The following is a 19,449-nucleotide window of genomic DNA, read 5'->3' as shown; positions in this document are numbered from 1 at the left end:
ACGTACAATGCGCGGCCTTCCAGGGCCCATCACGTTGAAGAAATCCGATTTCCACTACGAACTGCCGCCCGGGCTGATTGCGCAGGAGCCATTGGCCGAGCGTTCCGCCAGTCGCCTGCTGGTGGTGCCGGCGGGCGACGCGCCGTTTGCGGATCGGCAAGTACGCGATCTTCCGCAATTGCTGCGCAAGGGCGATCTGCTGGTGTTCAACGACACGCGCGTGATTCCGGCGCGGCTGTTCGGGCAGAAGCAAAGCGGCGGACGGGTGGAAATCCTGATCGAGCGCCTGCTGCCGGACAACCGGGCGCGGGTGCAGATCGGCGCCAGCAAATCGCCCAAGCCGGGCGGGCGCATCGCTCTGGATGCGGGCGGCGAAGCGGAGGTGCTGGGGCGCGATGGCGAGTTCTACCAGTTGCGTTTCCACGTCGACGGCGCGTTGGAAAGCTGGTTGCTGAAGGCGGGCCGCCTGCCGCTGCCGCCGTACATCCATCGCGATCCCGGCATCGACGACGATGAGCGCTACCAGACCGTGTTCGCGCGCGAACTCGGCGCGGTGGCCGCGCCGACCGCCGGCCTGCATTTCGACGATGCATTGCTGGAAACTTTGCGCGCGCAAGGCATCGAGTTCGGCCACGTCACCCTGCATGTGGGCGCGGGCACCTTCCAGCCGGTGCGCGTGGACGACGTGCGCGAACACCGCATGCATAGCGAGTGGCTGAACGTGGGCGCTGCGCTTGTGGAGCAGGTGCGCGCCGCGCGCGCCCGCGGCGGGCGGGGGATCGCGGTGGGCACGACGGTGGTGCGCGCGCTGGAATCGGCGTTGCGCGATGGCGAGCTGCAGCCGTTCGCTGGCGAAACGCGGATCTTCATTTTCCCGGGTTACCGCATCCGCAGCGTCGATGCGATGCTGACCAACTTCCATTTGCCGGAAAGCACGCTGCTGATGCTGGTGTCGGCGTTCGCTGGAAAGGATCGGGTGTTCGCCGCTTACGAGCATGCGGTGCGGGAGAAATACCGGTTCTTTTCCTATGGGGATGCGATGTTGCTGTTTCCCGAGATTTCGAAATGATTGGTGTTCCAGAAAATTTTCAGTCGTCATCCCAGCGAAAGCTGGGATCCATCTTGACTTTGAGGCCTTGCGCGAAGAGCAAGATCAAAATGGATCCCAGCTTTCGCTGGGATGACGTCAAATCATTTCATTGCCATGGAGCATGGACAGCATGAGCCGCATGTCCTTCGAACTGCTGGGCACCGACGGCGTAGCGCGTCGCGGGCGTTTGACCTTTCCGCGCGGCACGGTGGAAACACCGGCGTTCATGCCGGTGGGCACCTATGGTTCGGTGAAAGGAATCCTGCCAGAGCACATCAAGGAGCTCGGCGCCGAGATCATTCTCGGCAACACCTTCCATTTGTACCTGCGTCCCGGTTTGGATGTCATAGCCAAGCACGAAGGCCTGCACGGCTTCGCGCGCTGGGACAAGCCCATCCTCACCGACTCCGGCGGTTTCCAGGTGTTCTCGCTGGCGCACCAGCGCAAGATCACCGAACAGGGCGTCACCTTCAATTCGCCGGTGGACGGCAGCAAGGTGTTCCTGGGGCCGGAAGAAAGCATGCGCATCCAGAAGGTACTGGATTCGGACATCGTGATGATCTTCGACGAGTGCACGCCTTACCCGGCGACCGCAGAGGTCGCCTCGCGTTCGATGGAGCTGAGCCTGCGTTGGGCGTTGCGCAGCAAGAACGCGCACGAAGGCAACGACGCGGCGTTGTTCGGCATCGTGCAGGGCGGGGTGCATCCGGATCTGCGCACGCGGTCGGCCGAAGGCCTGCAGGAAATCGGCTTCGACGGCTACGCCATCGGCGGTTTGGCGGTCGGCGAGCCGGAGCACGAACGCAACGCCATGCTGGAGCACATGCACCCGCTGCTGCCTGCGGACCGGCCGCGTTACCTGATGGGCGTGGGCCGGCCAGAGGACCTGGTGGAAGCGGTGGCGCGGGGCGTGGACATGTTCGACTGCGTGATGCCCACCCGCAACGCGCGCAACGGCCACTACTTCACCTCCACCGGCACGGTGCGCATCCGCAACGCCAAGTACGAGCAGGATCTGGACCCCATCGAGCCCGGCTGCGGCTGCTACGCCTGCCGCAACGGCTTCACCCGGTCCTACCTGCGCCACCTGGACCGCTGCAACGAGATGCTGGCGCCCATGCTGGGCACCCTGCACAACCTCTGGTACTACCAGCGGCTGATGGCAGGTATGCGCGAAGCGATCGGGCAGGGGCGGTTCGAGAAGTTCAGGGCGGATTTCTATGCGGCTAGGGAGTAGAGCAGCGTTGGGACTCGGATTCCTGTGGCATCGCGGGGCGTCGGCCGCGTAGGGCCGACCTACGGCCAGGGTGGGGAGGTGGAACCTTTGCGCGAATCGAAGGTCTTTTCCTTGCCGTTGGGGGATTTTCGGTGGATTTGAGGCGATTTCCCTGCTTGCGGGGACGCCGGCCCGCCCCCATGGCATAATTCCCGGCTGTTTTCGGCCCTATCGGATGACCTGATGAACCTGCTCGATTTCCTGATTCCCACCGCCCATGCCCAGGCCGCTGGCGCTGCTCCCGCCGGTGGTGGATTCGGCATGCTGCTGTTTCCGATCATTCTGATCGCGGTGATGTACTTCCTGATGATCCGTCCGCAGATGAAGCGCGCCAAGGAACATCGCGGCATGCTGGACAAGCTGTCCAAGGGCGACGAAGTGATCACCTCGGGCGGCATCGCCGGCACCGTGACCGACATCGGCGACAACTTCGTCACCGTCGAAGTCGCCGACAACGTGCGCGTGCGCGTGCAGAAGGCCGCAGTCGGCAACGTGCTGCCCAAGGGCACGCTCAAGTCCGCTTGATCCCGCTGCGATGCGCCGGACTGCCCGCAAGGCGCGTCCGGTTTTCGCGGTATCCAACCTCCCGGCCGGCGTTGCGCTTGCCCGGGTAAAGTTCGACCTGGAACTCTCCGATGCTTGAATTCCCACGCTGGAAATACGTCGCCATCCTGCTGGTAGTGGTGCTGAGCGGGCTTTATGCACTGCCCAACCTCTATCCCTCCGACAGTTCCGTTCAGATCACTCCCAGCCGCGGTTTCACCGTGGACCAGGCCTTGCGCCAACGGGTGGAAGCCGGACTGAAGAAGGTCGGCGTGGTACCGAAAGCGATCGACCTGGAGTCGGACCATCTGTTGGTGAGGCTTGCCAATGCGGACGTCCAAACCAAGGCGGCCGACACGCTGCGGCCTGAATTGGGCGACGACTATTCGGTCGCTTTGAATCTTGCTTCGACCGTACCTGCATGGTTGGAAGCGCTGCATGCCAGGCCCATGTCGCTGGGCCTGGATCTCCAGGGTGGCGTGCATTTCTTGATGCAGGTCGACCAGAAGGCGGCTTTGGCGAAAACGATCGAGTCCTACCTCGACAGCATCCGGGTGATTCTCCGCGACAACAAGGTCGGCTATACCGCCGTCAACAAGCTGGACGATTCCCACATCGCGGTGACCTTGGTATCGGAAAACGACGCCGCCAAGGCGCGTAAGCTGATCGCCGAGAATCTGACCGGCACCAGCGACGGCGGAGTTGCGGTGCCTGGTTTGTCCGCCGGCTTTTCCTACACGACCGAAGGCAAGCAGGTGATGGTGACTTTGCCCGCGGCCGAGCTGGGACGCATCGCTTCCAATGCGATCGAACAGAACCGCACGGTGATCGCGAACCGCGTCAACGCCATCGGCGTCGCCGAGCCGGTGTTGCAGCGGCAGGGCGACGATCGGCTGGTCGTAGAGCTGCCGGGCCTGCAGGACACCGCGCGCGCCAAGGACATCATCGGCGCGACGGCCACCCTGGAGTTCAGGGCCGTCACCGGCGACGAAATCGCGGCCGCCGCCGCTTTGCGCGATGGCAACATTCCCGGCGATTCGCGTATCTATTACGACCAGAACAAACGGCCGCTTCTGCTGTCCAAGCGTTTGCTCGTATCCGGCGACCAACTGGTCAACGCCGCGCCCCAGACCGATTCGCAGACCGGTTCGCCGTCGGTGCTGATCACGCTCAATGGCGCCGGCGGAAAGCGCATGTTCGACCACACCATCGACAACGTGGGCAAGCGCATCGGCATCGTCTATGTCGAGCGCGTCCCCACGATGAATATTGTGGATGGCAAGCAAGTCAGGTCTTCGCGCGTCGATGAGTACGTAATCAGCTCCGCCACGACGCGGGAACCGCTGGGCAAGACCTTCCAGACCACCGGTTTGGGCAAAGAGGAAGCCAATAAGCTCGCCGAGCAGTTGAAGGCCGGTGCGTTGGCCGCGCCGATGGATTTCATAGAAGAACGCGTGGTCGGCCCGAGCCTGGGCGCGGAGAACGTCGAGCGCGGCACCAAGGCGGTGATGTTCTCGTTCCTGTTCGCGCTGGCGTTCTTTCTTGTCTATTACCGCATGTTCGGCTTGATCACGTGCGTGGCCCTGCTGCTCAATCTGGTGATGGTGGTCGCGGTGATGTCGATGTTCGGCGCCACCATGACCTTGCCCGGTTTCGCCGGTTTGGCGCTGACCATCGGCATGTCGGTGGACGCCAACGTGCTGATCAACGAACGAATACGCGAAGAGCTGCGCGCCGGGGTGCCGCCTCTGGCGGCTATCGCCACCGGATACGACAAGGCTTCGGGCACTATTTTCGATTCGAACATGACCGCCCTGCTGGCAGGCGTGGCGCTGTACGCCTTCGGCACCGGACCGCTGAAGGGCTTTGCGGTGACCATGATCATCGGCATTCTGACCTCCGTATTCACTGCCGTCACCGTATCGCGCGGCATCGCCACCTTGATCTACGGCCGCCGCCGCAAGCTCAAGTCATTGGCCATCTAACGGGACACACCGACCATGAAACTTTTCCCGTTGCATCTCATACCCAACGACACCAACTTCAACTTCATGCGGCTGCGCTGGGTGTCGCTGGCCGTGGCGCTGTTGCTGGCGGTCGTCGCCGTCGGCGCGATCGCATTCAAGAACTTCAACTACGCGCTGGATTTCACCGGCGGTACCGTGGTCGAACTGCGTTTCGACAAAGCGCCGGAAGTGGATGGAGTGCGCGAACGACTTGCCGCGGCCGGTTACACCAGTGCCCAGGTGCAGACTTTCGGCACCGGTAGCGATCTGCTGATCCGCTTGCAGCCTCGCGAGGGGCAGAACAGCTCCGGCAGCGATAACGCCACGGTGAAGGAAGTTGTGGCGGCCGCCTCCACGCCGGACAATGTCGCCAAGATGCTGCGCAACGAGTTCGTCGGGCCGCAGGTCGGAAACGAGCTGGCCGAGAGGGCCCTTTACGCGCTTATCTTCGTGGTGGTCGGCTTTCTGATCTACATCTCGTTCCGCTTCGAGTGGAAGTTCGCGGTGGCCGCCATCCTCACCACCTTGCACGACGTGCTGATCGTGGCCGGTTTCTTCGCCCTGACCGGGCGCGAGTTCGACCTGACCGTGCTGGCCGGCCTGTTGTCGGTGATGGGTTTCTCGATCAACGACACCATCGTGGTGTTCGACCGCGTGCGCGAGAATTTCCGCAGCCTGCGCGCCGAACCGGTGGAGATCCTCAACCGTTCGGTCAACCAGACCCTGTCGCGCACCATCATCACCTCTTTCGTGGCCTTCCTCACCGTGCTGGCGCTGTACCTGTACGGCGGCGGTTCGCTGGAAGGCATGGCGATCTCGCAGATGCTGGGCATCGTGATCGGCACCGTCTCCTCGATCTTCGTGGCCTGTCCGTTGCTGACCATCTGGTTCCTGAAGGTCACCAAGCAGGACCTGTTGCCGAAGGCGCGGGAAGAAGCGGCGCTGGCCCGCCGGCCGTAAAGCCTGCCGGCACCGCAACGAAAAAGGCCGCGAATTTCGCGGCCTTTTTCATGGATCGGATCTGTAGGAGCGGGCCCTGCCCGCGACGCTTTTTGCATCAACCCAGGGAAAAAGCTTCGCGGGCAGGGCCCGCTCCTACAGGGATGACGTCAGTTGAAGCTGGCGGCGTAGCCCGAGGTAACGATGGCTTTCTGCAGCGCCTCGCAGACCTTGATGTTGCCGGCTACGACCTGGTGGTCCTTGGCGCCCTGGAAATCCATCCTCGCCAGGTTGGCGCCGCGGTAGTCGCAGACCTTGCCGCCTGCCTCGCGCACCAGCAGTACGCCGGCGGCGATGTCCCAGGCTTTCACGCCCGCTTCGAAATAGGCATCGCTGCGGCCGCAGGCCACATAGGCCAGATCCAGCGCGGCAGAACCGGTGCGGCGCACGTCCTCGGCCTGCACCAGCAGTTCGCGCACGCATTCGAGCTGCGCGCCGGCGCGGGCGCGTTCGCGCGGGGCGAAGCCGGTGGCGATGGTGGCGCCAGCCAGGTCTTTGCGGTCGGTGACGCGGATGCGGCGTTCGTTGAGCTGGGCGCCGCTACCGCGGCTGGCGGTGAACAGCTCGTTGCGCAGCGGATCGAAGATCACCGCATCGGTGGGTTCGCCGTTGTCGACCAGGGCGATGGAGACGCAGTAGTGCGGGAAACCGCGCAGGTAGTTGCTGGTGCCGTCCAGCGGGTCGATGACCCAGGTGTAGCGCCCGTTCTTGCCGGCCTGGCCGCCGCTTTCCTCGCCCAGCACCGAATAGTCAGGGTAGGCGCGCTTGAGTTCCTTGATGACGGCTTTTTCGGCGTCCGCATCCACTTCGCTGGCGTAGTCCAGGCGTCCCTTTTCCACCACGTTCAGGGCGTCGAGCTTGTTGATGTTGCGCAACAGGACGTTGCCCCCCTGGCGCGCGGCCTTGACCATGATGGTGATGACGGGATTCAGCATGGGCGACAGACCTCGGGCGGACAGGCAGACGGGTGGGGCGGAACGAGTGGTTAAAGAGCGGCACGGCGCGTGGACCGGCGCGCGCAGTTTAACATCTGCGCCTGCGAACACTCCCCAACACTCATGAACATTCCCGCCGAATCGCCAGAATCGCCCCCGGCAACCGCCGCCAGCCGTATCCGCATCGTGCTGGTCGGCACCCAGCACCCCGGCAATATCGGTGCGGCGGCGCGTGCGCTGAAGACCATGGGGCTTTCGAAGCTGGTACTGGTGGCGCCGGAGCAGTACCCGGCGGACGAGGCTTTTCGCCGGGCCGCCGGCGCCGACGACCTGCTGGCTTCGGCCAGCGTGGTGGCGACCCTGGCCGAAGCGGTGGCCGATTGCACCTTCGTGCTGGGCTGCACGGCGCGCAGCCGGCGGGTGGCGCTGGAGGAGCTGCACCCCCGGGCGGCGGGCGAACGCGTGGCGGCATTGGCCCGCCGGGCCGAGACGGCGCTGGTGTTCGGCCGCGAGCGCACCGGACTGAGCAACGAGGAGCTGCAGCTCTGCCACGCCTCGGTGCATATCCCCGCCAATCCCGAATACAGCTCGCTCAACCTGGCCGCGGCCGTGCAGGTGCTGGCCTACGAACTGCGGGTGGCCTTGCTGGCCGCGGGAGAGGCGCCGCCGCCTGCGGTCGAAGAAAGCCACGAGGCGCCGGCCAACCACGCGCAGCTGGAGGGTTTTTTCGCCCAGCTGGGGGAAACCCTGGACGATATCGATTTCCACAAGGGCCGAGCCCCTGAATCGGCCATGCGCAAGCTGCGGCGGCTGTTCCTGCGCTCCAATCTGAACGAGCAGGAGGTCCGGTTGTTGCGCGGCATCCTGGCCGATGCGCAGCGAATGGCGCGGCTGGCCGGAGAGAATCGGAGCTGAATCGCTACCCGTGAAGGGAGCTTTCGGCTAGTCTCGTACTTGTCGTTGATGCGAGCCCTGACGTTGCGTACAGCCTGGTTTGGTCTTGCCCTCCTGCTGCTGCAGGCGCCCACGACGGTAGCGTCGGCAGCGCCGGCGCCGGCGCCGCCGCCTTCCGACAACGGCAATGTGCTGGTCATCGGCCGCATAAGCGACGATCCCAAGGCCCACTACGAGCAGCTCAAGCCGCTGCTGGACTATGTGGTGCCGCGCATGCGCGATGTAGGGATCACCGGGGGCCGCATCCTGATGGCGCGCGACGCCCAGCAGATGACCAGCTACCTGCGCCGCGGGCGCGTGGACTGGGTCACCGAAACCGCCGGTACCGCCATGCAGCTGCAGAAGCGCGCCGGGGCAAAACCGCTGCTGCTGACCGAGCGCGGCGGAGTGAGCCGCTACCACTCGGTGTTCTTCGCGCGCAAGGACAGCGGCATCGATTCGCTGGCCGATCTGAAGGGCCGCAGCATCGCTTTCCAGAGCACCGCTTCCACCAGTTCCTATATCGTTCCCGCTTCGACCCTGGTGGATCACGGCCTGCACATGGAGATCCTGCTGTCGCCCATGGACAGGCCCACGCCGGATTCGGTGGGCTACGTTTTCGCGCGCTCGGAACTCAACATCGCGGCATGGGTGCACAAGCGCCTTGTCGATGCCGGCGTATTCAGCAGCCTGGACTGGGAAGACGACCGGCGGATGCCGGCGGCGTTCCGCTCCGACATGAAGATCATCTACAAAACCCCGGACTATCCGCGCGCGCTGGAGATGGTGCGCGGCGACCTGGATCCCAAAGTGGAAGCGCGCCTGCGCGAGGTGTTGCTGCAGGCGGCCAACGATCCTGACGCGCGCGAAGCCATGGCGCTGTTCTTCCGCACCACGCGCTTCATGCCGGTCGACGCGGTTTCGCAACAAGGCCTGGATCGCCTGCGCGACGGCGCCGTGCGCGTGCGCGAGCAAGTCGAGTGAGCCTGCGTTTCGGGTTGCAGGCGCGGTTCCTGGTGGCCATGGGCATCACCCTGGCGGTGGTGTTCGCGTTGATCGCGGTGCTACTGCAGCGGCAGGCGATGATGCAGCGGGAAGTGGACGTGCTAGGCCGCGAAGCCATGCAGAGCATGGCCGCCGACGCGCTCAACCGGCGCGGCGAAGCCATGGTGGAGCAGCTGGCCGACTCCCTGACCAACCCGCTGTATTTTTCCGACCTGGACGCGATCGGCACCACCGTACGCGCGGCCGCCCGCCAGCCCGATGTGGCCTACGTGCTGGTGTACGACGCGCGCGGCAACATCGTCCACGACGGTTCCTACGATATCGCCGCCTACGGGCAGCCGATGACCGATCCGCTCGCCCATGCGGCGGTTTCTTCCGATCGCCTGCTGACCCAGTGGTCGCGGCAGGTGGTGGACGTGTCCGAAGGCATCAGCATCGGCAATGAGCGCCTCGGAGGCGTGCGGGTGGGCTTTTCGCTGGCCGAGATACGCGCCAGCGAAGAACGCGCGGCCGATAACCTCAACAGCCGCCTGGTCGAGCTGGGCCGCCGCCACATGGGCTGGATCGTATTGCTGCTGGCCGCGTTGGCCGCGGTCTGCGTGGGGATCGCCTGGTATGCGCAGCGCACACTGGTAAAACCGATCAGGCAGCTGGCCGAGGCCGCGCACGCCATCGGCGTCGGCAACTACGACGCGGAACGGTTGTCCAGCGATCGCAAGGACGAAGTCGGCGAGCTGGTGCGCGCTTTCGGCAGCATGAACGACAGCATCGCCCGCCACGACCGCGATGTGCGCCGCATGGCTTATACCGATGCGCTGACCGGGCTGACCAACCGTCTCGCCTTCCGGGAAAGCCTGGACCATCGGCTGATGATGTTGCGCGGCGCCGGCCGCCAGCTGGCCCTGCTGTTCGCCGATATCGACGACTTCAAGCGCGTCAACGACACCCTGGGGCACGAAGCGGGCGACGAGGTGCTGGTGCAGTTCGCCAACCGCATCCGCGAAGCGGTGGAGCGCATGGGCGGCGACGATTCGCTGCTGGCGCGTTTCGGCGGCGACGAGTTCGTCATCCTGATCCAGAACGGCGACGTGCGCGCTGCGGCCACGCAGCTGGCCGAGGCGCTGGTGAAGGAGCTCGGACAGCCGCTGGTGGTGGAGGGCCGGCAGGTTTTCCTGGGCACGTCCATCGGCATCACCCTGTTCCCGGAGGACGCTTCCGGCGCCACTTCGCTGATGAAGAACGGCGACATCGCCATGTACCAGGCCAAGGTCGCCGGCAAGAACTGCTACCGCTTCTACAGCCGCGCCATGGACCAGGCGGTGGAGCGCCGCGTGCACATGGAGCAGGAGCTGCGCGGCGCATGGGAGCGCGGCGAACTGAGCCTGGTCTATCAGCCGATCTACCGCCTCATGGATCACCGCATCGTCGGCGCCGAGGCGCTGCTGCGCTGGCAGCACCCGGAGATGGGAGCGGTCGCCCCTTCGGTCTTCATCGATGTGGCCGAGCAGAGCGGGTTGATCGAAACCATCGGACCGCGCGTGCTGCGCGCGGCCTGCGCCGCCGCTGCGCATTGGAACGCGCAGGGCGACTCGGAGGAGGCGCCGTTCGTGGCGGTCAACGTCTCTCCGCGGCAGCTGCGCAGCGGAGACCTGCCGGAAGAGGTCGCCTCTTCCTTGCGCGACACCGGCTTGCCGGCTTCGCGCCTGCATCTGGAATTGACCGAAACCGCGGTGATCGGCGACGAAGCCCACGCCAGCGCCTTGCTGGCGAAGCTGCACCGTACCGGGGTGAAGGTATGGCTGGACGATTTCGGCACCGGTTTCTCGGGGCTCAGCCACCTGCGCCGCGTACCGGTGGACGGGGTGAAGATCGACCGCAGCTTCATCGCCGACATGCAGCGCGATCCCGACGATCTGGCGCTGACCACCGCGATCATCGCCATGGCCCATTCGCTGGGCATCACGGTGGTGGCCGAAGGAGTGGAGAAGGAAGCGCAGTTCGACATCCTGCGCGACCGCGGGTGCGATCTGGCGCAGGGTTACTGGCTGGGCCATCCGATGAGCGCCGCCGAGTTCGCGCATCTCCTGATCTGACGTAGGTCGGGGCTACGTCCCCGACCCCCGGCACAACGAAGCGAAGACCGATCCGCATGTGGCAAGCATTGCGAGTGTCGGGGGCGTAGCCCCGACCTACGTCAGAACCAACCATCGACCATGTGGACCAGCATCTGCACCAGATTGCCGGACACGAAGCCGAACACCACTACCGCGATGGCTCCGGCCAGCCAGGCGACCAGCATCAAGGCGCCGTCGCGTTCCAGCAAGGCGAACACGAACAGCAACAGCAACACGCCGAACACGTAGTTGGTGAAGGGGATCGGCAAGGCCAGCAGCAGCCCCAACAGCACCAGCAGCAGGCCGGTGAAGGCGCTGGCGACGGGGTGGTCGAGCACGCCTTCCATGCGCGGGCGCACCACTTTTTCCAGCCAGCCCAGCCAGCGCGCCATCCTGTCGCGGAAACGCACCATCGAGCGCCGGTAGGGGCCGCGCCTGGCCAGGAAACCGGGAAGCCACGGCTTGCGCAGGCAGAACAGCAGCTGCGCGCCGATCAGCACCACCAGCGGACCGCTGATGGCGCCGGCCACGCCGGGGATGGGGATGAAGGCAGGCAGCACCGCCACGAACAGCAGCATGCCGAACGCGGTCTGCCGCAATCCCGAAAGCAGATCGCCCAATCTGAGGTGGTCGTCGGGATCGCCGGCCGCGAATTCATCCAGCACCGCGCGCGTGCTGACATGGTCGCCGTTTCCCGGTGCGGGGCCGGAATCAGGCTTCGTCATCGTCTTCTTCCGGCAGCCTCTGCACCAGCAGTTTGTCGATGCGCGCGCCGTCCAGGTCCACGACCTCGATGCGCCAGCCGGCCCAGTCCAGGTATTCGCCGACATGCGGGATGCGCCCGAACTGTTCGATCACCAGGCCGGCGATGGTGTTGTAGTCGGCCTCGTCGCCGTCCGGCAGGGCGACGCCGCCCAACAGCTCGCGCAAATCGTCGTTGGGCAACGAGCCATCGACCAGCAGCGAGCCATCCTCGCGGGTCACCACCAGCGCATCTTCGTCGCTGTTCTCCGAGGCCTGCAGGCGGCCGACCACCGCGCCCATCAGGTCGCTGAGCGTCACCAGGCCCTGGATCTCGCCGTACTCGTCCACCACCAGGGCCAGCGACTGCTGTTCCTCGCGCAGGATCTCGAGCAGCTTCATGGCATGGGTGGATTCGGAAACGAACAGCGGTTCGCGCAGGTTGCGGAATATTTCCGGCGAGCGTTCGGCGAAGCGGTCCAGCAGCGATTTGACTTCCAGGATGCCGACCACGTCCTGGTCGTTGTGGCGGTACACCGGAAAGCGCGAGAACTGCGATTCGCGCATGGTTTCGATGTTTTCTTCGTAGCTGGCGGCCTGGTCCAGCCATACGATCCTCTTGCGCGGCGTCATCAGGCTGTCGGCGGTGCGGTCGCCCAGCCGCAACACGCGATTGACCATGTTGCGTTCGTCCACGTCGATCACGCCCTGGGCGTGGCCTTCGCTGACCAGCAGGCGGATTTCTTCTTCGCTCACCGCATTGCGGTCGCCGTCGCGGATGCCGAGCAGGCGCAACACCAGCCGGTTTATCGCGCCCAGCAGGAACACGACGGGGCGGGCGATGCGCGACAGCCAGTCCAGCGGAATGGCCACTACCGCGGCGATGTTCTCGGCGTTGGTCAAGGCCAGGCGCTTGGGAATGAGTTCGCCGAAAATGACCGAGCCGGCGGTGATCAGGGTGACCGCGGTGCCGAAACCTATGCGCCCCGCATATTGGCTCGCGTTCGGCCAGATCCCGGTCAGCCAACCGGCGACCAGGGCGCCGATGGCGTCGCTGCCCAGCGAGCCGGCCAGCACGCCGATCAGGGTAATGCCGACCTGCACAGTGGAGAGCAGGTTGTCCGGGTGTTCGGCCAGCGCCAGCGCGACCCGGGCGCCGCGGCTTTCCAGCGCCATCTGTTTCAGGCGCAGCTTGCGCGAGGTCATGAGGGCCATCTCCGACAAGGCGAAGAAGCCATTGAGCACGATCAGGCCGGCTACGATCAGCAGTTCAAGCACGCGGGCGACCCTCGCCAGGGCGGGCTTCTGCGGGACCACGCATCGCGGGCGAGCGGCGGGCGGGGTAGGGGGAGGTAGGGTCGTCTTCCATAAAGTGCGCCTTGGCGCGGTGCGGATTCTAGCAAACCCGCCCAGGTGGCTGCGGTAACGGCCCATCACCGGGTTGCATCGCACCGTCCCGGCGCTGTTGGACCGCCACAGAGGGTCATGAAACGGTCATAATTCGCGCCGGTTGCCGTCCCTCCCGTGACGGCGGGGTGCGCTACCGATGTTTTCGCTGCAGACCATTTTCGGCTCCGGCCAGCAGTTCTATACCCTGCTGGACGATTCGGCGCAGGCCGCCTACGACAGTACCAAGGCCCTGCACAGCATGATGAAGACCGCCGACCGGCAGCCGGCGCTCGATGCCTTCAAGCTGGCCCGCCAGCGCGAACGCGCGGCTTCGGACAAGATCGGCAAGGCCCTGGTGGACAGCTTCATCACCCCGATCGAGCGCGAGGACATCGAAGCCCTGGGGTCGGCGCTGTACAAGATTCCCAAGCAGGTCGAGAAGTTCGCCGACCGCTATTCCCTGGCGACCAAGCACCTGGAAGGCATCGATTTCGCGCCGCGCGCGGCGATGCTGGAGCAGGCCGCTTCGGTGGTGGTGGAAATGGTCCACGACCTGCAGAAGATGAACATCGACCGCATGACCGCGCTCAACGAGAAGCTGCGCGCGCTGGAGAACGAGGCCGACCGGCTGATGCTGGAGTTGTACCGCGACATCTATTCGGGCCGTCTGGACAACCTGCAGATGTTCCTGCTGAAAGAGTTCTTCGAGATCCTGGAGAAGGCTATCGACCGCTGCCGGGAAGCCGGCGTGGCGGCGTACCAGATCGTGCTGAAGAACAGCTAGGACCGCGCCCGATGCTGACCCTGGTACTGGTCGTGATCCTGACTGCGCTCGTCTTCGAGTTCATCAACGGTTTCCACGACACCGCCAACTCCATCGCCACGGTGGTGGCCACCAAGGTGCTGACGCCCGGCCAGGCCATCATCATGGCCGCCAGCACCAATCTCATCGGCGCGTTCATGGGCACCGCGGTCGCCAAGACCATCGCCTCGGGCCTGGTGGACACCGACGTCGTCAACGTCACTTCGCAGGTGCTCATCTGCACGCTGCTCGGCGCGATCATCTGGAACCTGATCACCTGGTGGCGCGGATTGCCGTCGTCTTCTTCGCACGCCCTCATCGGCGGCCTTTGCGGCGCTGCGCTGGCCGCATCGCACAACAACTGGACCGCGCTGATCTGGTCCAAGGCCGGCGATGGCGACTGGGCTTCCAACAAGGGCCTGCTGTGGAAGGTGGTGGTGCCGATGATCACTTCGCCGCTGGCCGGCTTCCTGCTGGGCGTCGGCATCATCACGTTGCTCTACCTGATCATCGCCGCGCTGATGAAAGCGGGCGGGCCGCTGGCGCGCATGGCCAAGCCCCGCTGGGTCAATGCTTTCTTCGGCAAGGCGCAGCTCGTGTCGGCCGCGTACATGGGTTTCGCCCATGGCCGCCAGGACGCGCAGAAGACGATGGGCATCATCGCGCTGTCGATGTTCGGCGCCCAGGCTTCCGGCATCCTGAACGACCTGCCTGCGTGGCTGGCGTTCCTGCATCCGGACGGGGGCAAGGACGACATCGATACCTGGGTGATCGCCACCTGCGCCCTGGTCATGGCCGCGGGCACCGCTGCCGGCGGCTGGCGCATCATCAAGACGCTGGGCCACAAGATGGTCAAGCTGCAGACTATCGACGGTTTCGCGGCCGAGACCGCCTCGGCGACGATCCTGGTCACGGCCGCGCACTTCGGCATGCCGGTCTCCACCACGCACAGCATTTCGACCGCCATCATGGGCGTGGGTTTCGCCAAGAACCCGCGCAAGCTCAAGCTCGGAGTGATCGAGCGCATCGTGTGGGCGTGGATACTCACCATCCCGGCTGCGGGCGGTATCGCCTACGGTTTGTTCAAGCTGGTCGAGTCGGTGGGCTGGGCCTGACGGTTTTCCCTTCTCCCAATGTGGGAGAAGGAAAATCTCTACAGCAAATCACCCTCAGCCGACAGCGCGCGTTCCATGCTGTCGCCCAGGCCGCCGATCTCCAGCACCATGCGGTCCACTTCCGCGGGCGTAAGCCCGTCGTATGGGCGGTTCTCGCACAGTTGCAGATAGGGCACGCCGTCCAGGTCGCCGATGGCCAGGTAGCCCACGCTGCTCTGCCAGTTGAAGCCCAGCGCGCGCCGCGCGTCCACGCCGGTGATCGGGGCGATCACGGTGCTGACGCGCAGGTAGCCGCGCTCGTCGTCGTTGCCCAGTTCCGAAACGAAGATCGCCTGGTGGCGGTTGCCGTTGTCCAGCGACAGCTCCACGCAGGCCACGTACGGTTCGTGCATGGTGACCTTGTAGCCGGACTTGGTCAGATGGCTGCGGATCTGCTCGAAATTCTGCATGTCGTGCTCCTTTGCATCGCGGCGGCTATGCTAATGCCTCATGGCCGACAAGTCTCCCGCCGAACGCATCCTCGCCGCCATACGCGCGATTCCGCGCGGGCAGGTGGCCGGCTATGGCGAGGTCGCGCACCGCGCCGGGTTGCCGGGCCGGGCGCGTCTTGCCGCGAAGGTGCTGAGCGAAAACACGGATCCGAAACTTCCCTGGCACCGCGTATTGCGATCGGACGGAAGGATTGCATTGCCGGAAGGTTCGCAAGGGTTCCGGGAACAATGCCAGCGCCTGCGTGCCGAAGGCGTGATGGTGGTCAAGGGACGCGTGCGCGGCCTGAAGACGGCGCGCACGATGGACGAGCAGGTGTGGGGCCCGCCCGGCGGCTGACAGGAAATCCCCTTCAAACCGTTCGTGGTGAGCCTGTCGAACCACGCTCTTGGTGGAATACTTCCGATCCCCACTCCTGAATTTCAACGCAAAAAGGTGTGGTTCGACAGGCTCACCACGAACGGGTTTTTCTGTTGCGGAATTTGTTTCCGACGAATCAGCGCTATCCGGCGCGTTTTCGCAGCCACGCCGCCACGCTCAAGCGTTCGCGGGTCGCGGGCAGTACTTCGTGCTCGATGCCGCTCAGAAAGGCCACGCTGGTGCCCGCATGCGGCAGTACATCGATGGTTCCTTGCGGCAGGTACAGGCGAAGCGCGCCGCCGTGCTCGGGCAGCCAGTCGTCGTTGAGATAGCTGACCATCGACAACACCCGCGTATCGCTGTCCTGGAACTGGTCGCGATGGCGGTGGTAGGAAGCGCCGGCCGGATAGCAGGCGAAATGCGCTTCCTCTTCCTCCATGCCCAGGAACAGGCGCCGGTTCATCGCCACGCGCAAGTTGCACAGCGCAGCGAGGTAGGCCGTGGCCGCAGTGCCCGAGTCGGCGTCCATCCATCGCGTGTCGTCCCCACGGATGGCGATGCGCAGTTGGTGGCTGCGGCCGCGCCCCACTTCCGCCGCACGCAGATGGCCGTCCGCCTGGAGCAGCCTCAACGCGCCGCGCAGGGCCAAGGTGGCCGATGCGTCGGGAAACCCCAACAGCAGGCAAGCGCCATGTTGGTCCAGGCCCTCGGCGAGCGCGGCCGGGTCACGCAGGACCGCCGCGGGCAGGGAAGGCATGCCGGGATGATACGCGCCAGGCACTCCGAGAAACGTCATGTTCCCCAGAATTCCCCCGGTTACGCAGGCGCTGATCATCGCCAATGTAGTGGTGTTCCTGTTGCAGCAGTTTTTGGGCGATCAGGCTCTGGCTTCGATGATGCTGTGGCCTGTAGGCCCAAATGGCCTGGATCTTTTCTCGGCCGCTTACGAGTTCAAACCCTGGCAGTTGCTGACCTATGGCTTCATGCATGGCGGGTTTCCGCACTTGCTGTTCAACATGCTGGCGCTGTACATGTTCGGCGCGCCGCTGGAATACACCTGGGGCAACCGGCGCTTCCTGACTTATTTCCTGGTGTGCATCGTCGGTGCAGGCGTGCTGCAGCTGGTGGTGGGCTGGTGGACGGTTTCCAGTGGCGGTGATCCGTATCCCACCGTGGGCGCATCGGGCGGGGTATTCGGCCTGTTGCTCGCTTACGGAATGCTGTTCCCCAACCAGCGCGTCATGCTGCTGTTCCCGCCAATCCCCATGAAGGCGCGCACTCTGGTCATAGTTTACGGCGCGATCGAACTGATGCTTGGATTCACCGGTTGGCAGCCTGGCGTGGCGCATTTCGCGCACCTGGGAGGCATGCTGTTCGGCTGGCTGCTGATCCGCTATTGGCGCGGGCAGCCGCCGTTCAATAAACGTCGGCCTCCGAGGCCGCGGATCGTGCGCTGATCCGTAGGGCGGGCATTGCCCGCCCCCGTATCTGGCTCTACAGTGTTGCGGCCTTCGGGGCATGGGCCCGCCATCCAGACAATCCGTTCGCGTATCCGGTAGGCTAACGACGTCGCTACTGGACTGCATCGTGCACCCCCATGCCCGATTTCGAGATCAATGGCCTGCTCGACACCGGCACAGTCGCGGTGAAGGACGTGCATTGCTCGGGCGTCTGCCGCCATCGCAGCGCGGAGGAATGCGCTGCTGCGACCCATCTGGTGTTTCCCTACCGCGGCGTCTACATGCGCCATGTCGGCAGCGACCAGTCGGTGGCCGACGCCAACCATGTGTTGTTCTTCAACGCCGGCGAGGGTTATCAGGTCAGTCATCCGGTGACCGGCGGCGACGACAGTCTGGTGCTGGCGGTATCGCAGCCGCTGCTGCGCGAACTCGCGCCGGTCGCATTGGCCGCCAAGGGCGACGAATTCGGATTCCGCGGGCAATCGCTGCGCATCGATCCACGCGCGCAGGCGCTGGTCGCTTTGCTGCGGCACAGCCTGAGCAAGGGCAGCATCGAACCGTTGGAAGCCGAGAGCCTGGCGCTGACCCTGGTCTGCCGCAGCCTGGGGCCGCGCACGACGCGTTCCACCGGAGCAACGCACGCGCGGCAACGGCTGGTCGACAGGGCCAAGGTGCTGCTGGCGAGCGACCTGACCCGGCGCTGGAGCCTTGCCGAAATCGCCGCCGAGATCGGCGGCTCCGCGGTTTACCTGACCCAGGCCTTCCAGCAGGTCGAAGGCGTGCCGCTGTACCGCTACCACCTGCGCCTGCGCCTGGCGCGCGCGCTGGACCGGGTCATGGACTACGAAGACATGTCGACCCTGGCGCAAGACCTGGGTTTTTCCAGCCACAGCCACTTCGCCGCCGCGTTCAAGCAGGCCTACGGCCGCTCGCCGACCGAGTTCAAACACGCGGCCTCCACCAAGAGCGCCTAGGCGCCCCGTTGGCCGACGGATCGGCGAATCCGCTGCCGCCGGTAAACAGCTAAAGATTTCGACAGCCCGCTTTGCGCCCCGATGGTCTCCTACGCATGCCCGATTGGCGGGCGTGCATTGGAGAGTGTCATGAGCGAGAAAACCTGTGCTGCTTGCGATTGCGAGCTGGACGAGAATGCCATCACCGTCACCATCGGCGGCCGCGCCGTCGAGGTGTGCTGCGAGGAATGCGCCGAGAAGCTGCGCGACGCCGGAGTGCCGGAGTGATGGACGGCAAGAGCTATTTCAAGGCACGCAAGTCGGCCGTCACGCCCTCCGGACGCATCAGTTATGTCGAACAGGGCCGCGGTCCGGTGGCCCTGTTCGTACATGGCGTGTTGCTCAACGGCTACCTGTGGCGCCACCAACTGGCGGAACTGAGCGATGTCCGCCGCTGCATCGCGCCGGATCTGCTTGCCCACGGCCATACCGAGATCGATGCTGGCCAGGACGTCTCGGTGACCGCTAATGCGCACATGCTGGCGCAGTTCCTGGACGCGCTGGGCATCGACCAGGTCGACCTTGTCGGCAACGACAGCGGCGGCGGCATCTGCCAGATCTTCGCGGCCCTGTATCCGTCGCGCCTGCGCAGCCTGGTGCTGAGCAATTGCGATGCCCACGACAACTGGCCACCCGATGCCTTCAAGCCGTTCGTGGAGATGGTGGCGGCGGGCGGGCTTGCGGACACGCTCAAGGCGATGCTCGACGACAAGGCGGTGTACCGCTCCGAACAGGCGCTCGGCCCGGCGTACGAACATCCGGAACAGGTGTCCGACGACACCATCGAAACCTATCTGCGGCCGTTCCTGGCCTCGCCGCAACGGACGCGCGATCTGGAGCGCTTCGTCAACGCATTCGATTGCCGTCATACGCTCGCTATCGAAGACAAGCTGCGGCAGGTACGGGCGCCGACCTTCATCGCCTGGGGCACCGACGACATCTACTTCCCCGTGGAGTGGTCGCACTGGCTGGCGCAAGCCATTCCCGGAACGCAATGGCGGGTGGAATTCGAGGGTGCGCGCATCTTCTTTCCCGAAGAGCGCTGGCTGGATTTCAATCGGGACGTGCGCGCGCACTGGGACGCGAATCCGGCATCGCAGACGGATCTGCGCGAACCACTGGCAAGGGAAGCTTGAACATGGATCGGAGAAGCTTCCTTGCCGCATCCGCCGGGATGAT

Annotated in this window: 20 protein-coding genes; 15 read left to right on the top strand and 5 right to left on the bottom strand. The window is 65.0% G+C overall.

Features of this window, described 5'->3' with window-relative positions:
• Positions 1-7 precede the first annotated feature (7 nt).
• The 5 genes from queA to secF all read left to right on the top strand — a co-directional run bounded on the left by queA (position 8) and on the right by secF (position 5,875).
• Complete coding sequence (queA, locus tag CSC73_RS11665) at positions 8-1,069, top strand: tRNA preQ1(34) S-adenosylmethionine ribosyltransferase-isomerase QueA (protein ID WP_163840601.1); 1,062 nt, start codon at positions 8-10, stop codon at positions 1,067-1,069.
• A gap of 151 nt (positions 1,070-1,220) precedes the next feature.
• Positions 1,221-2,327 (top strand): tRNA guanosine(34) transglycosylase Tgt, encoded by a 1,107-nt coding sequence (gene tgt / locus CSC73_RS11660; protein WP_163840600.1) that lies wholly within the window; start codon positions 1,221-1,223, stop codon positions 2,325-2,327.
• A 222-nt stretch (positions 2,328-2,549) separates the two neighbouring features.
• The gene (gene yajC, locus CSC73_RS11655) at positions 2,550-2,891 is read left to right on the top strand and encodes a preprotein translocase subunit YajC (protein WP_093281540.1); all 342 of its coding nucleotides are present in this window, start codon (positions 2,550-2,552) and stop codon (positions 2,889-2,891) included.
• A gap of 110 nt (positions 2,892-3,001) precedes the next feature.
• Positions 3,002-4,894, top strand: coding sequence for a protein translocase subunit SecD (gene secD / locus CSC73_RS11650; RefSeq protein ID WP_163840599.1), 1,893 nt, complete (start codon positions 3,002-3,004; stop codon positions 4,892-4,894).
• A 15-nt stretch (positions 4,895-4,909) separates the two neighbouring features.
• Positions 4,910-5,875: a protein translocase subunit SecF gene (gene secF, locus CSC73_RS11645; protein WP_163840598.1), complete on the top strand. Its 966-nt coding sequence runs from the start codon at positions 4,910-4,912 to the stop codon at positions 5,873-5,875.
• A 149-nt stretch (positions 5,876-6,024) separates the two neighbouring features.
• On the opposite strand, the gene CSC73_RS11640 is transcribed toward secF, so the two are convergent.
• Positions 6,025-6,849 (bottom strand): inositol monophosphatase family protein, encoded by an 825-nt coding sequence (locus CSC73_RS11640; RefSeq protein ID WP_163840597.1) that lies wholly within the window; start codon positions 6,847-6,849, stop codon positions 6,025-6,027.
• Positions 6,850-6,972: 123 nt separating this feature from the next.
• On the opposite strand from CSC73_RS11640, the gene CSC73_RS11635 reads away from it, so the two are divergent.
• From CSC73_RS11635 to CSC73_RS11625, 3 genes are read left to right on the top strand one after another with little or no spacing between them, the layout of a single operon-like run.
• Positions 6,973-7,764 (top strand): RNA methyltransferase, encoded by a 792-nt coding sequence (locus tag CSC73_RS11635; protein WP_163840596.1) that lies wholly within the window; start codon positions 6,973-6,975, stop codon positions 7,762-7,764.
• Between the two features lie 39 nt (positions 7,765-7,803).
• Positions 7,804-8,766 (top strand): phosphate/phosphite/phosphonate ABC transporter substrate-binding protein, encoded by a 963-nt coding sequence (locus CSC73_RS11630; protein ID WP_425502311.1) that lies wholly within the window; start codon positions 7,804-7,806, stop codon positions 8,764-8,766.
• Between the two features lie 38 nt (positions 8,767-8,804).
• Positions 8,805-10,880: a putative bifunctional diguanylate cyclase/phosphodiesterase gene (locus CSC73_RS11625; RefSeq protein ID WP_163840627.1), complete on the top strand. Its 2,076-nt coding sequence runs from the start codon at positions 8,805-8,807 to the stop codon at positions 10,878-10,880.
• A 101-nt stretch (positions 10,881-10,981) separates the two neighbouring features.
• On the opposite strand, the gene CSC73_RS11620 is transcribed toward CSC73_RS11625, so the two are convergent.
• Together CSC73_RS11620 and CSC73_RS11615 are read right to left on the bottom strand one after the other, a co-directional pair.
• Entirely contained in the window at positions 10,982-11,626 is a 645-nt protein-coding gene (locus CSC73_RS11620) for an exopolysaccharide biosynthesis protein (RefSeq protein WP_163840594.1), read from the bottom strand.
• Entirely contained in the window at positions 11,613-12,920 is a 1,308-nt protein-coding gene (locus tag CSC73_RS11615; RefSeq protein WP_163840593.1) for a hemolysin family protein, read from the bottom strand. Before CSC73_RS11615 ends, CSC73_RS11620 begins: the two co-directional genes overlap by 14 nt.
• A 268-nt stretch (positions 12,921-13,188) precedes the next feature.
• Here CSC73_RS11615 and CSC73_RS11610 point away from each other — a divergent pair, with 268 nt between their 5' ends.
• Positions 13,189-13,815, top strand: a complete 627-nt coding sequence (locus CSC73_RS11610) for a DUF47 domain-containing protein (protein ID WP_093281496.1) — start codon at positions 13,189-13,191, stop codon at positions 13,813-13,815.
• Positions 13,816-13,826: 11 nt separating this feature from the next.
• Positions 13,827-14,948, top strand: a complete 1,122-nt coding sequence (locus CSC73_RS11605) for an inorganic phosphate transporter (protein ID WP_163840592.1) — start codon at positions 13,827-13,829, stop codon at positions 14,946-14,948.
• Between the two features lie 38 nt (positions 14,949-14,986).
• On the opposite strand, the gene CSC73_RS11600 is transcribed toward CSC73_RS11605, so the two are convergent.
• Positions 14,987-15,397: a type III secretion system chaperone family protein gene (locus CSC73_RS11600; protein ID WP_163840591.1), complete on the bottom strand. Its 411-nt coding sequence runs from the start codon at positions 15,395-15,397 to the stop codon at positions 14,987-14,989.
• Positions 15,398-15,437: 40 nt separating this feature from the next.
• Between CSC73_RS11600 and CSC73_RS11595 the strand changes: the two genes are divergently transcribed.
• Positions 15,438-15,776: an MGMT family protein gene (locus tag CSC73_RS11595; protein ID WP_163840590.1), complete on the top strand. Its 339-nt coding sequence runs from the start codon at positions 15,438-15,440 to the stop codon at positions 15,774-15,776.
• 163 nt (positions 15,777-15,939) lie between these two features.
• Here the strand turns inward: CSC73_RS11595 and CSC73_RS11590 are convergent, their stop codons facing one another.
• The gene (locus CSC73_RS11590; protein WP_163840589.1) at positions 15,940-16,554 is read right to left on the bottom strand and encodes a 2OG-Fe(II) oxygenase; all 615 of its coding nucleotides are present in this window, start codon (positions 16,552-16,554) and stop codon (positions 15,940-15,942) included.
• Between the two features lie 37 nt (positions 16,555-16,591).
• On the opposite strand from CSC73_RS11590, the gene CSC73_RS11585 reads away from it, so the two are divergent.
• The 4 genes from CSC73_RS11585 (at position 16,592) to CSC73_RS11575 (ending at position 19,406) form a co-directional block, all read left to right on the top strand.
• Positions 16,592-17,254, top strand: coding sequence for a rhomboid family intramembrane serine protease (locus tag CSC73_RS11585; RefSeq protein ID WP_163840588.1), 663 nt, complete (start codon positions 16,592-16,594; stop codon positions 17,252-17,254).
• 140 nt (positions 17,255-17,394) lie between these two features.
• Positions 17,395-18,231, top strand: a complete 837-nt coding sequence (locus CSC73_RS11580; RefSeq protein WP_163840587.1) for a helix-turn-helix transcriptional regulator — start codon at positions 17,395-17,397, stop codon at positions 18,229-18,231.
• A 129-nt stretch (positions 18,232-18,360) separates the two neighbouring features.
• The gene (locus tag CSC73_RS18370) at positions 18,361-18,498 is read left to right on the top strand and encodes a hypothetical protein (protein ID WP_170299065.1); all 138 of its coding nucleotides are present in this window, start codon (positions 18,361-18,363) and stop codon (positions 18,496-18,498) included.
• Positions 18,498-19,406, top strand: a complete 909-nt coding sequence (locus CSC73_RS11575) for an alpha/beta fold hydrolase (RefSeq protein WP_163840586.1) — start codon at positions 18,498-18,500, stop codon at positions 19,404-19,406. Before CSC73_RS18370 ends, CSC73_RS11575 begins: the two co-directional genes overlap by 1 nt.
• Positions 19,407-19,449 lie beyond the last annotated feature (43 nt).

Origin of the sequence: Pseudoxanthomonas sacheonensis (assembly GCF_010093305.1) — a bacterium.
GTDB classification, from domain to species: domain Bacteria; phylum Pseudomonadota; class Gammaproteobacteria; order Xanthomonadales; family Xanthomonadaceae; genus Pseudoxanthomonas_A; species Pseudoxanthomonas_A sacheonensis.
Note: the sequence above shows the minus strand (reverse complement) of the source record. Positions and strands in the feature narration are given on the sequence as shown.

What these genes read in the sequence shown, in the direction of transcription:
- tgt (WP_163840600.1), top strand. Translation starts at nt 1,221, where the DNA reads ATGAGCCGCATGTCCTTCGAACTGCTGGGCACCGACGGCGTAGCGCGT.
- CSC73_RS11580 (WP_163840587.1), top strand. Translation starts at nt 17,395, where the DNA reads ATGCCCGATTTCGAGATCAATGGCCTGCTCGACACCGGCACAGTCGCG.
- yajC (WP_093281540.1), top strand. Translation starts at nt 2,550, where the DNA reads ATGAACCTGCTCGATTTCCTGATTCCCACCGCCCATGCCCAGGCCGCT.
- CSC73_RS18370 (WP_170299065.1), top strand. Translation starts at nt 18,361, where the DNA reads ATGAGCGAGAAAACCTGTGCTGCTTGCGATTGCGAGCTGGACGAGAAT.
- CSC73_RS11585 (WP_163840588.1), top strand. Translation starts at nt 16,592, where the DNA reads ATGTTCCCCAGAATTCCCCCGGTTACGCAGGCGCTGATCATCGCCAAT.
- CSC73_RS11595 (WP_163840590.1), top strand. Translation starts at nt 15,438, where the DNA reads ATGGCCGACAAGTCTCCCGCCGAACGCATCCTCGCCGCCATACGCGCG.
- CSC73_RS11575 (WP_163840586.1), top strand. Translation starts at nt 18,498, where the DNA reads ATGGACGGCAAGAGCTATTTCAAGGCACGCAAGTCGGCCGTCACGCCC.
- CSC73_RS11590 (WP_163840589.1), bottom strand. Translation starts at nt 16,554, where the DNA reads ATGCCTTCCCTGCCCGCGGCGGTCCTGCGTGACCCGGCCGCGCTCGCC.
- CSC73_RS11605 (WP_163840592.1), top strand. Translation starts at nt 13,827, where the DNA reads ATGCTGACCCTGGTACTGGTCGTGATCCTGACTGCGCTCGTCTTCGAG.
- queA (WP_163840601.1), top strand. Translation starts at nt 8, where the DNA reads ATGCGCGGCCTTCCAGGGCCCATCACGTTGAAGAAATCCGATTTCCAC.
- secD (WP_163840599.1), top strand. Translation starts at nt 3,002, where the DNA reads ATGCTTGAATTCCCACGCTGGAAATACGTCGCCATCCTGCTGGTAGTG.
- CSC73_RS11610 (WP_093281496.1), top strand. Translation starts at nt 13,189, where the DNA reads ATGTTTTCGCTGCAGACCATTTTCGGCTCCGGCCAGCAGTTCTATACC.
- CSC73_RS11640 (WP_163840597.1), bottom strand. Translation starts at nt 6,849, where the DNA reads ATGCTGAATCCCGTCATCACCATCATGGTCAAGGCCGCGCGCCAGGGG.
- CSC73_RS11600 (WP_163840591.1), bottom strand. Translation starts at nt 15,397, where the DNA reads ATGCAGAATTTCGAGCAGATCCGCAGCCATCTGACCAAGTCCGGCTAC.
- CSC73_RS11620 (WP_163840594.1), bottom strand. Translation starts at nt 11,626, where the DNA reads ATGACGAAGCCTGATTCCGGCCCCGCACCGGGAAACGGCGACCATGTC.
- CSC73_RS11635 (WP_163840596.1), top strand. Translation starts at nt 6,973, where the DNA reads ATGAACATTCCCGCCGAATCGCCAGAATCGCCCCCGGCAACCGCCGCC.
- secF (WP_163840598.1), top strand. Translation starts at nt 4,910, where the DNA reads ATGAAACTTTTCCCGTTGCATCTCATACCCAACGACACCAACTTCAAC.
- CSC73_RS11625 (WP_163840627.1), top strand. Translation starts at nt 8,805, where the DNA reads ATGGGCATCACCCTGGCGGTGGTGTTCGCGTTGATCGCGGTGCTACTG.